Origin of the sequence: Desulfosporosinus youngiae DSM 17734, assembly GCF_000244895.1 — a bacterium.
Taxonomy (GTDB): Bacteria; Bacillota; Desulfitobacteriia; order Desulfitobacteriales; family Desulfitobacteriaceae; genus Desulfosporosinus; species Desulfosporosinus youngiae.
Genome location: NZ_CM001441.1, coordinates 5,605,971 through 5,620,897, shown reverse-complemented (window position 1 = coordinate 5,620,897; position 14,927 = coordinate 5,605,971). Strand labels below are relative to the sequence as shown.

13 protein-coding genes and 3 tRNA genes are annotated in these 14,927 nt (G+C 40.4%); 12 read left to right on the top strand and 4 right to left on the bottom strand.

All coding sequences use genetic code 11. The features are described 5' to 3' along the window. Nucleotides 1–220 precede the first annotated feature (220 nt). The 5 genes from DESYODRAFT_RS26245 (at nt 221) to DESYODRAFT_RS26225 (ending at nt 2,666) form a co-directional block, all read left to right on the top strand. Nucleotides 221–296: transfer RNA gene (locus DESYODRAFT_RS26245), tRNA-Glu, on the top strand. A gap of 10 nt (nt 297–306) precedes the next feature. Beyond that, a tRNA-Phe gene (locus tag DESYODRAFT_RS26240) sits at nt 307–382 on the top strand. 352 nt (nt 383–734) lie between these two features. Next, the gene (locus tag DESYODRAFT_RS26235) at nt 735–1,409 is read left to right on the top strand and encodes a PhoH family protein (RefSeq protein WP_007787664.1); all 675 of its coding nucleotides are present in this window, start codon (nt 735–737) and stop codon (nt 1,407–1,409) included. An 80-nt stretch (nt 1,410–1,489) separates the two neighbouring features. Then, nucleotides 1,490–1,564 (top strand) — tRNA-Gly (locus tag DESYODRAFT_RS26230). Between the two features lie 334 nt (nt 1,565–1,898). Then, entirely contained in the window at nt 1,899–2,666 is a 768-nt protein-coding gene (locus DESYODRAFT_RS26225; protein ID WP_157137255.1) for a tyrosine-type recombinase/integrase, read from the top strand. Nucleotides 2,667–2,741: 75 nt separating this feature from the next. Here DESYODRAFT_RS26225 and DESYODRAFT_RS26220 read toward each other — a convergent pair whose 3' ends face one another. Both DESYODRAFT_RS26220 and DESYODRAFT_RS30055 read right to left on the bottom strand, forming a co-directional pair. Then, complete coding sequence (locus tag DESYODRAFT_RS26220) at nt 2,742–3,086, bottom strand: hypothetical protein (RefSeq protein ID WP_007787662.1); 345 nt, start codon at nt 3,084–3,086, stop codon at nt 2,742–2,744. Nucleotides 3,087–3,420: 334 nt separating this feature from the next. Next, complete coding sequence (locus DESYODRAFT_RS30055) at nt 3,421–3,873, bottom strand: JAB domain-containing protein (protein ID WP_083842225.1); 453 nt, start codon at nt 3,871–3,873, stop codon at nt 3,421–3,423. A 1,149-nt stretch (nt 3,874–5,022) separates the two neighbouring features. Between DESYODRAFT_RS30055 and DESYODRAFT_RS26205 the strand changes: the two genes are divergently transcribed. From DESYODRAFT_RS26205 to DESYODRAFT_RS26180, 6 genes are all read left to right on the top strand, one after another. Then, nucleotides 5,023–5,319, top strand: coding sequence for a hypothetical protein (locus DESYODRAFT_RS26205; RefSeq protein ID WP_007787659.1), 297 nt, complete (start codon nt 5,023–5,025; stop codon nt 5,317–5,319). Nucleotides 5,320–5,448: 129 nt separating this feature from the next. Continuing rightward, nucleotides 5,449–6,918: a type I restriction-modification system subunit M gene (locus DESYODRAFT_RS26200; protein ID WP_007787658.1), complete on the top strand. Its 1,470-nt coding sequence runs from the start codon at nt 5,449–5,451 to the stop codon at nt 6,916–6,918. After that, nucleotides 6,911–8,056, top strand: a complete 1,146-nt coding sequence (locus tag DESYODRAFT_RS26195; protein WP_007787657.1) for a restriction endonuclease subunit S — start codon at nt 6,911–6,913, stop codon at nt 8,054–8,056. The genes DESYODRAFT_RS26200 and DESYODRAFT_RS26195 overlap by 8 nt, the downstream gene beginning before the upstream one ends. 16 nt (nt 8,057–8,072) lie before the next feature. Then, the gene (locus DESYODRAFT_RS26190; protein WP_007787656.1) at nt 8,073–11,417 is read left to right on the top strand and encodes a DEAD/DEAH box helicase family protein; all 3,345 of its coding nucleotides are present in this window, start codon (nt 8,073–8,075) and stop codon (nt 11,415–11,417) included. A 74-nt stretch (nt 11,418–11,491) separates the two neighbouring features. Then, entirely contained in the window at nt 11,492–11,713 is a 222-nt protein-coding gene (locus DESYODRAFT_RS26185; protein ID WP_007787655.1) for a YdbC family protein, read from the top strand. Nucleotides 11,714–11,732: 19 nt separating this feature from the next. Next, nucleotides 11,733–12,356, top strand: a complete 624-nt coding sequence (locus tag DESYODRAFT_RS26180; RefSeq protein WP_007787654.1) for an EcsC family protein — start codon at nt 11,733–11,735, stop codon at nt 12,354–12,356. Between the two features lie 344 nt (nt 12,357–12,700). Here DESYODRAFT_RS26180 and DESYODRAFT_RS29685 read toward each other — a convergent pair whose 3' ends face one another. Beyond that, nucleotides 12,701–13,102, bottom strand: coding sequence for an ATP-dependent DNA ligase (locus tag DESYODRAFT_RS29685; RefSeq protein ID WP_052315282.1), 402 nt, complete (start codon nt 13,100–13,102; stop codon nt 12,701–12,703). A 17-nt stretch (nt 13,103–13,119) separates the two neighbouring features. Next, nucleotides 13,120–13,467, bottom strand: coding sequence for an ATP-dependent DNA ligase (locus DESYODRAFT_RS30050; RefSeq protein ID WP_427854331.1), 348 nt, complete (start codon nt 13,465–13,467; stop codon nt 13,120–13,122). A 207-nt stretch (nt 13,468–13,674) separates the two neighbouring features. Between DESYODRAFT_RS30050 and DESYODRAFT_RS26170 the strand changes: the two genes are divergently transcribed. Beyond that, the gene (locus tag DESYODRAFT_RS26170) at nt 13,675–14,925 is read left to right on the top strand and encodes a hypothetical protein (protein ID WP_007787653.1); all 1,251 of its coding nucleotides are present in this window, start codon (nt 13,675–13,677) and stop codon (nt 14,923–14,925) included. The last annotated feature ends 2 nt before the right edge of the window (nt 14,926–14,927 follow it).

The window sequence follows — 14,927 nt, the reverse complement described above, 5'->3', positions numbered from 1 at the left end:
CCGTTCCTTTTCCATAGCCCGCTCGAATAGTTCCGTCTAAATATTGTCGTCTAACTCAAAATCATGACCCTATAAAAATAAAAAGAGAAAAGCAAATAAAAAGCAGAACAAAAGTATAAAAAGGTATTGACAGTGATAGAAACATAGTGTAAAATCCATATTTGTGAGTGTCTTTTAAATACCTCTCTACATTAGGTCGATTTAAAGTACCTTACTAAATGGCCCGTTGGTCAAGCGGTCTAAGACACCGCCCTTTCACGGCGGTTACACGGGTTCGAATCCCGTACGGGTCACCATTTGTTTTATGCCTCGGTAGCTCAGTCGGTAGAGCAGAGGACTGAAAATCCTCGTGTCGGCGGTTCGATTCCGTCCTGAGGCACCATTTTATTCAGCAACTAGTAATCAACCAACTAAAATCTATGGATATAGCTAAAGGTTCTGTGAATTCCCCCGGGGGAAAATCAGGGCTTTTTTTGTCGTAGCAGGTCAATAAAACTGTTAGGATGTACTCTTTTGAAGAGATTAAGTCAATAATTAGTGCCCTGATACTAACGAATAAGAATAAGAGCCATCATAGGAATTCTTTTTAACGGAATGCAAAGTTGTTAATTTAGAAATACTAAAAGCAGGCTTATCATAAATAAGAAATCAGACAAGCTCCGGATGCACTATAAGACTCTTAGATGGTTTTTGGTGCTTGCTGATTATTCGTTTAATAAGGTTGGTGACTAACTATGCCATTACCTGAGAACAACTTGTTGTTTGGGTTTGCGCCAAGATTAACGCCGGAACAGCGTGAGTATGTTGACGCGATCTTCGATTATCAATTAGTCATGGTTAATGCTAAAGCAGGAACGGGGAAAACCACCCTTGCGGTTGCTTGTGCCAAGCTCTTTAAGCAACCCCTGACTTATATCTTTAATCCGGTTCAGGAATCTGCCATGGGTTTCAGACCGGGTACCCAATCTGAAAAAGAAAGTATTTATCATCAACCTTTAATAGATGCTCTTTTAGAGATCAATGAGAATCCCGCTCAGTGTGTGTATAATGAAGAGGCACTGGTTAATGAGGCCATACGCAGAAAGGTAAGCATGAAAAGGGTCATGGACAGTATTTGGTGTTACCCTAAAACACCCTTATTTCTGCGGGGGACAAATCTTAAAGATATGACGATAATTATTGATGAGTGCCAGAATTTTACGGTTCAGGAATTAAGAAAAATCTTTACTCGTGTCCATGATTCATGCAAAGTCATCTGCATTGGACATTCAGGACAGATCGACATACCCGCTGCCAAAAGTGGTTTTGTCCCTTATATGGAGCACTTTAGGAGCCAACCCTATTGCAAGATTTTGACACTGACAAAGAACTTTCGAGGAGAACTTGCCAATTGGGCTGACTCAATTTAAAGTAACTGAAACCTTTGTATCAAGGAAAGCCTTGACGAATGGGCAAAGCTTGTCTATAATATAGTTTGTTATCATAATATGCGGACGTGGCTCAGCGGTAGAGCATTGGCTTCCCAAGCCGAGGATCGCGAGTTCGAATCTCGTCGTCCGCTCCATACAGTAATAGCAACGGGTTTAGGGCTTCCTGTAAAGGAGTTCTGAACCCGTTTTTTGCATAGGCTGAGGCTCCTACGTAGAGCATTGGACAGGCAATTTTTGACTAGACCGAGGATCACTTCTATCCTTCCAAAACGATTTAATGGAGGGACTTAATTGGCTAGGTTGTTAAAAGATTAAAATGGAGCAGCAATATACAAATTGGAAAGAATGTATTAAAGATTTTTTAACTTTTAAAATGGCCCAAGGAGTATCAGCACGAACAATTAAAGACTATGAATGGCATCTCGGGCATTCTTCAAAAAGTACTCTGGATGGGGAGACAATGTGAAGTTGAAGAAAGCTATCATCAGTTATTTTGCTGAAGGGAACAGTTTAGCACCTGCAAGTCATAATATCCGTAGGAAATATCTAAAATGTTTCTTCTCGTGGGTTGTAAAGGAGGGTATCTTACCTGCCAATCCCTTAATAGATATTCCTTTGCGTCGTGAGGAGCCTCGAGTACGTGAAATTGACGAGTCAAAGCTCCATTCAATATTTGATGTTTGTGATCTTACAATATACTCAGGTTTAAGAGATTATGTACTTTTATGTCTGACTATAGATACAGGAGTTAGACCAAAGGAAGCTTTATCCCTATTACCGGATGATTTTAACTTACGTAGTATGGAAGTTCGGGTACCAGCGATCATTGCCAAAACAAGAGTTAGTAGAACTCTTCCATTGTCACCATTAACAGTAGATGGAGTTAGAAAATTAACTAGCATACGACCTGACAGTTGGGGTAAAGTCCCCTTCTTCGTTTCAGCAGAAAGAAATACCATGGACACTCATGCATGGTCGCAGAGGTTGAATCGCTATGGCAATAAACTTGGATTCAAAATTACCGCCTATGATTTACGGCATGCATTCGCTCTAATGTTTTTACGTAATGGTGGACATGCTTTAGCCCTTCAGAGAACTTTAGGGCATGTCGACTTAACTATGACTAAACGATATGTAGCATTAACCCAGGAGGATCTGCGTAAACAGCATAGAATGGCATCACCGTTAAATGTAATAGTACCAAAGAAAGAGCGCCTTAGAAAGCTTAAGTACTAAGCCGCGTTTGGTAAGTAAACAACTCTATACCTTAAAGACCAGGAGGCCGCGCTTTTGAGCTTGGCCTCTCTATTTTTAGAGGTCCGGAATTTCCAGATTTACTTTGTGTGCTTCGCGGTAACTCATGAAAAGACCGGTCTTAAAGAGCAAAATAGCAGCAATTATAGCTGCCTCTTTGAACCATCGTTTACGAGCAATGCCTTGTACTTTGTTACAGATACCATTAAATAGGGTATAGTCTTCTTCTACTTCGATTGAACTTATGCAGGATTCAAAAGCTGCACGTCGCTTAAGACTTTCGACAATTCTATGAACATCATCATCAAGGTTTTCATGAGTATCATGCTCTTCTTCATATTCAGCGTACGCATCGTTCACTTTGAGACTATTGTATCTATTATTCCTAAGAATATTAAACAAAGTCAATCCTCCTTAAAAAGAAAGCCGTTTTGGCTTCCTTTTATTTAGCTATTTCTAATCGAGTTTCTTACATTATTTAGGACATTTAAATACGAATCGACTGAGATTTTTAGAGTTTTTGTTGCTACGGCGCTTCCTATTGATGCGACTGCAATTTTAGCGAATCCTGTTGTTACGTCTACTGCGTTCTTTTTTCCAATTTGAGTAAGTATGTTTGCCATTGTAAATTCCTTCTTTCTTATTTTTACTAATATACTTATACCATCAAAAATCCGACTTATTCGTTAGATTATTCCGCGTTCCTTGAGACTGACGTACCTTTGGGAGCCTATAATCACATGGTCACAACCTCGATGCCAATAAGTTTACCAGCATCAACAAGACGTCTAGTAACTTTTAAATCTTCATTGGATGGGGTAGAGTCGCCTGAGGGGTGGTTATGGCTGACGATAACACTATTAGCCGAGCGTTTAATTGCTGACTTAAAAACTTCTCGTGGGTGGATTAATGAAGAATTAAGGGTCCCAATACTAACGGTATCAACGGCTATCACGTGGTTCTTAGTGTTCAGCATAACAACAACGAATTTTTCACGATCGAGGAGCGTCATGTCAATTAGGAGATCATAGACATCTTGAGGGCTGTTGACACACTGGATGGCTTTGGCTGGAGCGGTATACATTCTCCGCCCAAGTTCGATACAGGCAAGGATTCTCCGTGATTTTGATTTCCCAAGTCCTTTTATCTTTGTAAGTTCTTCCTCTGTGGCTTCTGCGAGGTCTTTGATTGTTGGAAACTTTAAGAGTTAGATCTTTGCTAGATTCCCTTACAGTTAGTTCAAGTAGATCTTGAAGGGGCAGATTGTTGTACATTTTTATCGCCTCCCATAAAAAGATTAAGGGACTGATTTCTCAGTCCCATAGGTATTGCGGGTTAGTGCTTTACCTTAATGTTCTTATACCTGTACTTTCGATTAGTGTCCGAAACTCATTGTATTCGTTGGATGTAACGAGTAGAATTAATGAAACTGCTTGGGCCTAACCCCATTCAATAGACACTAAAGCAAACTAGTTATTATCGGTTTCTTCTTCCACGACTCCACCAGTCATAGAGTGAAGCCCACTATGAAGGAATGCGGATCTAAATATGGCGGAAAAACTGTACCCGAATAGCACTTCTAGCTTACGTTGTCGATCGAAGTCCTTACGAAAGAGGAAGTCTGACAGAGATCATTTTTAGCAGAGTTCAGAGCCACGCAGCCCCATATGCCTTAGTGGTTGACCATACTTTACAAAGCTAACAGTGAATCTCCCAAATCTCATCGATAAACGTAGCGTTACTAGGGATTTCGTTCATAAGATCATCCATAGAGTTTAGTAAGAAAAGAGAAACTGCCATGAGGCAGTTTCTTGGTCTATCCTTAACTAAGAGAATTAGTAAAATGGTAATTATCTCAGCAACTAACATAATTATTTAGCGTCAAAATGACGGCAATTACTACAATAGGTGCGGCTGTTTATGAAAATTAGATTTAGTGGAAATGACGAGTTTTAAAGCTTGTCTATATTATATTCCTTCTCCTTGGCACCCAACTACCACGTGTTTTGCGCTCCTTCAAATCACAACAACCGCCACTCCAATCGCCAAACCAGTCTTGGCATATGGGTAGATCCAATCGTTTGTCGGTCTTAGAATCATAATGGAATCCTTCTTTACAGTAATTGCTTAAGAAGTGTTTACGTTTACCAGGCTCTCCGTGCCAAGAATAAAAACATAGCTCTTTCTTACTCATAGTATTCACTCCTCTAATGTTCTACCTAAATTATACCAAGGATTTGAAAATACTGAAATCCTTGGAACTGGGGAGGGAATAGTTGCTACGTGTCGAAGATTACGAAATGGAGTTTCCATGAAGTCAGATTTACAGGAGGACAATATGCGAAAAAGAATCGTCACCGACGAATTCATAAATAGGGTACCGATGGCAGAGGCAGCGATCCACGACTGGATGAGGAGTAACAACATCATCGAGACTACTCCCGATCTTTGTATAGACATTCTAGTAGGTAATCATATTTATAAGTACAATTCAAAGCGTAATGGTCATAGCTTTAGAAAAGATCTAAGAACCCTTCGAGGCAACGGCTTGTTGGAGACTACTTTTAAAAGGATCTTAGTGAAGCAAAAGAAGCCAGGTGCGCCTTGGTATATAGAAATAGAGAAGAACATCTAATATTTGATCCACCAATTTGTCTTGATGGAATGATATAATCAAGTCTGAGTAGCGGACTAAAGTGTCAGACTATATGAAGTGAGACAATTAGCTAAAAGGAAATATCAGAGAGAATGGGGCAAAAGTTAGATGCTAACAGGAGAGATTCGCAACAAGGTTGACAAAATATGGACAGATATCTGGGCTGGCGGTATTACCAACCCAATAACCGTCATAGAACAGCTTACTTATCTAATGTTTATCCGTTCCCTCGATGAAAAGGAACTGGAAAACGAGAGTATCGAAGCCTTAACGGTTGAGGCAATGCCCAAGATCTTCCCTAATGACGCAGAGAGTCAGGCAATGCGGTGGAGCAAGTTTAAAACTAAAGACTCTCGCGAGATCTATGAAATAGTCGGGACAAAGGTATTCCCCTTTATCAAAGCGATGAACGGGGAAAATACTTCTGCTTTCTCGCGCTACATGCAGGATGCTATGTTTTTAGTTCCAACCCCTCAGGTCTTGCAAAAGATGATCACAGGCTTAGACGAGCTTTATGAGCATGATATTAAAGACTTAGATATGCAGGGCGACCTGTATGAGTATATGCTGGGAAAGCTGGCTACAGCGGGCCAGAACGGTCAATTCAGAACCCCAAAGCATATTCGTGACATGATGGTACGCTTGCTTGCCCCAACTCCAAATGATAAAATTTGTGACCCCGCTTGTGGTACCGCCGGTTTTCTCGTTTCCTCTGCGGAATATATCCGGGAAAAGTACGAAGCCGAGATGACAACCGAGCAGTGGGATAATTTTGCAGGCGAGATGTTCACAGGTCTCGATACCGACAGAACCATGCTTCGATTTTCTGCAATGAACCTGATGCTGCATTCCATCAATAAACCCCATATCAACTATGTGGACAGCGTTTCCAAGCAAAACAGTATTTCCTCTGCTTATGATATTATACTTGCCAATCCCCCCTTCACAGGCACAGTGGATGCAGAGAGCATTAACGATAACTTAAAGGCGGTCTGCAACACCAAAAAGACAGAGCTTTTGTTTGTGGCGCTTTTCTTGAGGATGCTACGCAAAGGCGGACGCTGCTCTTGTATTGTGCCTGATGGAGTATTATTTAGTGGAAGCAACGCACACAAAGCACTGCGGAAAGAATTGGTAGAAAATCATCAACTGCAAGCGGTGATTTCCATGCCTAGCGGTGTGTTTAAACCGTATGCAGGGGTTAGTACTGCAGTTCTTGTGTTTACGAAAACAGGCGCAGGTGGTACTGATAAAGTATGGTTCTATGATATGAAAGCTGATGGTTTCTCTTTAGATGATAAACGATCTGCTGTTGAGGCAAATGATATTCCGGATATTCTTGCCCGCTTCCATAATCCTGATGGGGAAGCTGACCGGAAGCCCACGGAGCAGAGCTTTTTTGTGGAGAAGTCTGCCATTTCGGGTAATGATTATGATTTATCGATAAATAAATATAAAGAGGTTGTTTATGAAAAGGTGGAGTATGATGCGCCAGCGGTGATTATGGCACGTCTTGATCAGTTAAGCATTGATATTGCTTCCAAGATGGAGGAATTGAGGGGGCTTATCGGTGGGTAAGTGGGTGAAGGTTAAGCTGGTAGATATTTGTGATTTGAATATGGGACAGTCACCTGAATCTTCAAGTTACAATCAAGATGGAGATGGTATTCCCTTTTATCAAGGGAATGCTGATTTTGGTGAACTGAACCCTGAAACAAGATATTTTTGCAACAAGCCTACTAAAATAGCTCAAAAAAATGATATTTTACTTTCTGTTCGAGCGCCTATTGGAGCATTAAATATAGCAATGAAAACTTGTTGTATAGGTCGTGGTCTCGCTGCCATTACTGCAAGGGAAAATATTTCAGATGCTAAATTTCTGTACTATGTTTTAAAAATGAAACATGCTGAGTTGAATCAAAAAGGAACAGGTAGCACATTCAAAGCGATAAATAAACAAAATCTAAGTGAAGTTTTGTGTCCTCTACCCCCCCTCGAAATCCAACGGCAAATCGCCAAAACCCTAGACACTGCTGCAGAGATAATTGGTATGCGCAAAAAACAGCTTGCAGAGCTCGATAACCTTATCAAATCCACCTTTAACGATATGTTCGGCGATCCTGTGATGAATGAGAAAGGGTGGGATAAAGTATCTATACTTGATGTCTGCTCTGAAATAGTAGATTGTGTTAACAAAACAGCTCCTATTATCGATGGCGTAAGTCCGTACAAAATGCTTAGAACGACTAATATTAAACAAGGGAAAATTGATACGAAAAATTGTAATTATGTGGATGAACAGACGTTTCGAAAATGGACAAGACGATCGATTCCTAGAAGAGGGGATGTGCTCCTAACAAGAGAAGCTCCCATTGGAGAAACTGGGATAATCGAGAGTGATGAGAATTTATTTTTAGGTCAAAGGATTGTGTCGTATAGAGTTAATGATTCAATCATTCTTCCGTTATATCTTTTAAATCTTATGCAAACAGAGTATTTTCAATATCAAATAAGAAAACTAGCTCGTGGTTCAACTGTAAAGCATTTATCAGTTCCGGAGTGTAATCTCTTTGAAGTATACACTCCACCGCATAACCTACAAACCCAATTCGCCACTATTTTAACCAAAATCGAAGAACAAAAAGCCCTTGTGAAAAAGGCAATCGACGAAGCACAACTCTTGTTTGACAGCCTAATGAGCGAGTATTTCGAATAACAGTGAGGTGAATTAAATGCCTGCAAACTTTCAATTCTTACAGGGACAAACTGAATATGCCTTATTTGCCAACGCTTGCATCGAAGCAGAGTGTGTTCTTGCCACCTCCCCAACAATGGCAGCGGTAGGTAGCCGTAAGGCCTTCGAGTTGGCGGTAAAATGGGTGTATTCTGCGGATAACACTATCACTATGCCTTATAAGGACAATTTGCAGGCGTTAATTCACGAACCATCTTTTAGATTCGCTATGGATAACCAAACTTGGAGCAAGCTCCCTTACATCATCAAGCTAGGGAACCTTGCAGTACATACTGAGAAAACCATTAGCCGCAGTGATGCCATTCTATCCCTTTCCTCTTTATTTGAGTTTGTGGAGTGGCTAGATTACTGCTATGGTGCAAACTATGAGGAACGTAGATTTGATGAAACAAATATTCCGGCGGAAAAGGTCATTCTTGACGAAGCTAAGATCAAAGAAAAAGATAGTCTAATTGAGCAAAAGGATTCTGAAATTGAGGCTCTTCGTGCTAAGATTGCGGCCATGAGTGACCGTCTTACGGCTGATAAAGAGCAACATAAGGAAGAGCGCCACTTCACGCCTAGGGATATTTCTGAATTCCTTACTCGCAAAAAATATATCGATGTGGACTTAAAACTCCTTGGTTGGGTATTCGGCGACGATGTGCGGGAAGAAGTAGAGCTTTACGGTATGCCTAATAATAAAGGAAAGGGCTATGCCGATTATGTCCTTTACGGTAAAGACGGACGTCCCTTAGCAATAATCGAAGCTAAGCACACCTCAAAAGACCCGAGGAAAGGTACTCAGCAAGCAAAGCTCTATGCTGACGGCTTAGAGAAAATGACTGGCAGACGCCCCATGATGTTTACTACCAATGGCTTTGAAACCTATCTCTGGGACGATGTAACCTCCCCACAGCGCAAAGTAAGCGGTGTGTTCTCCAAAGCTGATCTTGAAAAGCTAATGAACCGCCGCAGTGAGCGTAAAGTTTTAAATGAAATTCCCATTGATGATAAAATTACCGATCGCTACTACCAAAAGGAAGCCATCCGTGCGATCTGCGAGAATATTGATACTGGTCACAGAAAAGCCTTGCTTGTTATGGCCACAGGCACAGGGAAGACAAGAACGGCATCTAGTTTAACCGATGTTTTGTCACGAGGTGGATATGTCACCAACACCCTATTTTTAGCTGACAGAACCGCCTTAGTTAAGCAAGCAAAGGACGACTTCAAGAATTATCTACCAGATATGTCCCTCTGTAATCTTTTAAGCAATAAGGATGATAAGACTGCCAGAATAGTTTTTTCAACCTATCCTACAATGCTTAACTCAATTGACACGGCTAAGAGTGAGAGCGGTCAACGACTATTTACGCCTGCCCATTTTGATTTGATTGTGATCGATGAGGCACACAGAAGTATCTTTAAAAAGTACCGGACAATCTTTGAGTATTTCGACGGTTTACTGGTTGGCTTAACAGCAACCCCAAAGACAGAGGTTGATAGAAATACCTATGACTTCTTTGAGATGCAAAGTGGTGTGCCCACTTACGCCTATGATTATGAAACTGCCGTGGATAAAGACCACGTTTTAGTACCTTACTATAATATTGAAGTAAGGACAAAGTTCTTAGATAAGGGCATTGTCTATGATGAACTCTCAGAAGAAGATAAAGCCCGATATGAAGAAGATTTTACTGATGAAGACGGTGCAATGCCTGAGTTCATCCCATCTCCTGAACTAAACAACTTCATTTTTAACCAGGCCACAGTGGATATGGTGTTAGAAGACTTAATGACTAAGGGCATTAAGGTAGCAGGTAGCGATAGGCTGGGTAAGACCATCATCTTCGCCCAAAATAAAAAGCACGCACAATATATAATCGATCGGTTCGATAAACTTTATCCTCACTATCATGGCAGCTTTGCCAAGCGAGTTGTTTGTGATGATAGCTATGCCCAAACACTTATTGATGATTTTAAGGTTGCTGAGAAGGAGCCTCATATTGCTGTGTCCGTTGATATGCTGGACACAGGTATTGATGTACCTGAACTTGTTAATTTAGTCTTCTTCAAGAAGGTCCGCTCCAAAACAAAGTTTTGGCAGATGATTGGTCGTGGAACAAGGCTTTGCCGTAATTTATTTGGTGATGGCCAGGATAAAACCCACTTCCTCATATTTGATTATCTCGGAAACTTCGAGTTCTTCCGTCAACATAAAGAGGGGCTGCTTGGTAACGAGACTCAGAGCCTGACTGAGGCAATCTTCGCCAAGCGGGTGCGCATGATTCATCACCTCCAGCATTCAGCTTTTAGCGATGAGCCTTACCAAGTAATTCGAACAGGCTTAATTGAAACAGTCTTACTACAGATTAAGGCGTTAAATACTGAACTGGTAGCCGTAAAAATGCAACTCCAATATATTGAAATGTATAAACATGCGGAGGCTTTTGTCTGCTTATCGGAAGTGGATAAAAGCAACTTAATCAAGTACCTTGCCCCGATTGTTTATATGGAAGACACAGATGAGTATGCTAAACGTTTTGACAATTTTATGTACGGCTTAATGATTGCTCAGATAGAGGGCATGCCTCAGTTTAAGAAGGGTCAAAAGCAACTCCTAAAGGTTTGTGCCGGCCTTGCCCAACGGGCAAGTATTCCCCAAGTTAAAGAAAAGCTAGAACTCATTAGTGCCATCGCCACTGATGATTTTTGGCAGACTTCGGATATCTTGAACTTTGAGAAGGTCCGGGTGGAACTGCGTAGTCTAATTAAGTTTTTGGTTGATGAAGGCAGGAAACCAATCTATACGAATCTTGCGGATGATATTCTCGAAGTCAAAGAAGGAGAGGCCATATACCAAGCCTATGACTTTGAGGATTATAAACTGAAGGTAAACCGCTACATTGAGCAAAACCAAGACCACATAGCAATTCATAAGTTGCGAAATAATATGCCCTTAAATACTAAGGATTACAAGAGCTTGGAACATATCTTCACGGGGGAACTCGGCACAGCAGAGGATTATAAGAGAGAATTTAAGGATACCCCATTTGGCTTGCTAGTGCGTAAAATTGCTAAGATGGAGTATGAAGCTGCCGTTGTAGTGTTCTCAGAATTTATCAATGACCAGTCTCTCAGTCGCGCTCAAATTGCTTTTGTCAAAAAGGTTATCGATTACATTGTGAAGAACGGCTATATTGAGAATGTCTCCGAACTGATGAAGCCACCCTTTGATAAACCCCAGAGTCTCATCAAGCTGTTCGATGGATCCAAACAAAAGCGGTTGGTGGAGTTAGTTACAAGCATTAAAGATAATGCGATAAAGATAGTTGGTTAGAAAAGTTAACCAATTTATAGGTGTGCAGAAGGCTGAGGAAGAAGGATTAACTACATCCTTAGGAGGAAAAGTACATGGCTGATATCAAATTCGAGATAAAAGAAACTATCGGTGCCCTTTCAGAATCAGCAAAAGGCTGGAAGAAAGAACTTAATCTTATAAGCTGGAATGATAAGGAGCCTAAGTATGATATTAGGGAGTGGTCCCCAGATCATACGAAGATGGGGAAGGGTGTTACTCTTACTAAAGAGGAACTAGAGAACTTGAGAGAAGTTTTGGAAGGACTCAACTGGTAGTTGAGATGGAGGGGAAGATATGAGTCAAGAGATTTCGCAAGGGAAAATGTTACAAGTCCTCGATTGGGCTTATGATAAATCTATAAATGGAGTTCCTGGATTAGATTCGGCTCAAGAACTTGCCGAGGATTATTTGAATAGAAGCGGCTCACTAAAAAGTAAGGTTAATTCATTAATCCGGTGGCAAAATTCTAAATGTGCAACATCTGGTTTTATATCTGGCCTCGGGGGGATAATCGCGTTGCCTGTCGCTATACCAGCGAATATTTCTAGCGTTATGTACGTACAGATCAGAATGATTGCAGCGATTGCATATATGGGAGGGTATGACATAAAAGATGATAGGGTTAAATCTCTTGTCTATATTTGTTTGCTAGGAAATGCGGGTAAAGACATTTTGAAGGAAGTTGGTATTAGCATAGGTACTAAGTTAGCTAAATCAGCTATTGAAAAAATATCAGGACAAGTAATTCTTAAGATTAATCAAGCAGTGGGATTTAGATTGGTAACTAAATTTGGCACAAAGGGTATAATTAACTTGGGTAAGGCAGTACCTCTTGTCGGTGGAATTATTGGGGGAGCCATGGATTTATCATCAACCAATGTTATAGGAAACGTCGCTAGGGATACTTTTATTGATTAGTTTGTTGAAAGGGAATTTGCTCAGATGGACATGCTTCGCAAGATGAACGTCTAATCTAATTATGCTTGATTAAAGGGGTAATATCCCGGAGAGAAAGGTGAAATTGATACCCCATGACAGCATAAAACTGTATTATTTCATGCTGAGCCACTGAAGGGGCTTTCCATATTATTTCTCTAGTTAATTTTTATGTTTAACGATAATGGAAAGGTGCTTCAGTAGATAGTTTATCGCTAAAACCCAATAAATTATCATGATCTTAGTGGCAAAGTTCAAGACGGTAATAAAAATAAACGTAAAATAAAGGCCCAGGCATAACGATGGGCCTCTTTCTGTTTAACACATCAACTAGCAAACTCAACAAACGAAGGCAATCTCAAATATCCCGCCTTGGTCAGGGAGCGATACTTAACCTTGCACATTAGGCCCCGACTAGCTTGAGGAAACATAACAAAATCCCCGGCGTCTTTACCAACCATCTTAGCAACCCCGTAAACCGTCTTTCGAGCATTTGCCGGAACAAGCTCCATAATCCCAGCGGGTTTGCCATCGGGGAATTGTATTACCCAACCAAACTCAGACTTCCTAAACCCAGCAATTTCTACAGTTGTATACTGATAATTAACTACCTTTAGCCAATTGGAAGATCTTTTCCCAAGCTCATACTTGGAATCTTTCTTCTTCAGGACTATGCCCTCAAGTTGCTGCTGTTTAACTAAATCGAACAGCGCCTTGCCATTACCCACAATCGAGGGAACCTTAGTTATCCTTGGTAGTTCTGGAAGTACCTCATATTAAGGATTTCCTTATGCTCTAGCAGTGGTAAGTGGCTAACACGTTCACCATGATAATAAACCACATCAAACACACAGTAGGTCACGGGCTTAGTCTTGGAAATACTGGGGATTCGCCGTAGGCTACTAACTTGAAACCTCCTCATTAGTTCCTCAAAATCGGGTTTACCGTCATCATCTTCGATAATGATCTCACCGTCGAGGATCGTGCCTTTAGGAATTTGGCTGGTGATAAGTTCGGGAAAACGTGTTGTTCCTTCGTTTCCGTGGCGGGTATAAAAATGTAATCCATCCATTGTAGAATAGAGAAAGCGGATCCCATCTAATTTTAGCTATCTCCATAATATTGTACATTACTTTTCTTGTACAGAATTATATTTACATATTCGATGCATAAAGGAAACGAGATGCTTTTCTCAAAAGATCATTGTACAAAAATCAATAAGCTGATATTATGGAAAACATAGTGTATCAGCTTATTAATATCTTCACAATATTGTACATTAATCTCTTTTGGAGGACAAATGGTCAATTCGTATACATCAAAAAAAGGAACTCTTCAAAAATATAAATTTATTATGATTCCTGTATGGATTGATTGGCGTAAATTAAGCGACGGGAAAGTTATTAAAAAGCAGTTCGCGGTGATCGGATTAAAAAAGCTTAATACGGATACTCATATCATCCATCCGGTAACAGATTTCATTTTACATAACTGGCAGTCAAGGAAGTTTAACACTCAAAAAAAACATGCGTTAAACATCGCGAAATTCCTTAATTTCTTAATGGTTAACAAGCATAGTATGAGGATACATTCAATGTCTGATTTGAAATTGACAGACGGGAATAAATACCTTAATACACTTACTTCTGCGGGACATTCCATAGGAACCGTAAAAGACAGCGAAAGGACACTCACTTATTTCTACCTTTGGTTAGTCGATAAAGGTGTTATTGCCAGCATTGATAAGAGTAGCTTTGTCAAAAAGGAATCAACACATGGCTCAATCTACTACGAGTCTCCTTTCCAGGTGATATACCCAGAAAGGAGACCACCAAATGTAGAGCATGCATTCCCAGTTAAATACATCCCTCTCCTATTAGAAATTGCGATTCTGGAAGCAATGCCTATTGCACTAGGGGTTTATATGCAATTATTCGGCGGACTTCGAGTGGGAGAAGTGGTTAATTTAAAACGGACTCAAGTGAAAAAACGAGTAGCCAACGGGGATTTTCTCTTTGAAATTAAGGACCAAAACTTCCGTTCTGATCTTAAGGATAGTGCAGGCAGCAGTTATGTTAAACGGCCCAGAAATCAAAGAATTTTTCAGATCAAGGACTGGGGCGAATCTTTATTCCATGATCATGTTGAATTATTTAAAGCAACGGATAATACCAATGCCCTTTTTGTAAATAGGGATGGGAAAGCAATGTCTGGACGGAGTTACCGTCAATACTTCGATAAGTTAAAAAAATGTTATATTGAATTCTTGAAGACATACGGCGACAGCGAGGATAAGATACTTGCACACCATTTGAGCATGATGAGTTGGTCCACCCATATTGGTAGAGGAACTTTTACAAATATGTTAGCAGAGGTAGCAGAAAATCCATACGATATTGCTTTTCCACGTGGAGATAAAAGCCTCGTCTCTTCCCTTTCCTATATGGCAAGGACTGAACGTTTGCGAAAAAAACTTGAACAGAAATTCAACAATATGCATGAAGTATATATTCCAAAGCTAATTGAAAAACGCCAACAAAAGGAGCAATGAAA

Excerpts from the sequence above, each read along its gene's own strand:
- DESYODRAFT_RS26190 (WP_007787656.1), top strand. The coding sequence starts at position 8,073 with ATGCCTGCAAACTTTCAATTCTTACAGGGACAAACTGAATATGCCTTA.
- DESYODRAFT_RS26205 (WP_007787659.1), top strand. The coding sequence starts at position 5,023 with ATGCGAAAAAGAATCGTCACCGACGAATTCATAAATAGGGTACCGATG.
- DESYODRAFT_RS26185 (WP_007787655.1), top strand. The coding sequence starts at position 11,492 with ATGGCTGATATCAAATTCGAGATAAAAGAAACTATCGGTGCCCTTTCA.
- DESYODRAFT_RS26200 (WP_007787658.1), top strand. The coding sequence starts at position 5,449 with ATGCTAACAGGAGAGATTCGCAACAAGGTTGACAAAATATGGACAGAT.
- DESYODRAFT_RS26170 (WP_007787653.1), top strand. The coding sequence starts at position 13,675 with ATGGTCAATTCGTATACATCAAAAAAAGGAACTCTTCAAAAATATAAA.
- DESYODRAFT_RS26180 (WP_007787654.1), top strand. The coding sequence starts at position 11,733 with ATGAGTCAAGAGATTTCGCAAGGGAAAATGTTACAAGTCCTCGATTGG.
- DESYODRAFT_RS26235 (WP_007787664.1), top strand. The coding sequence starts at position 735 with ATGCCATTACCTGAGAACAACTTGTTGTTTGGGTTTGCGCCAAGATTA.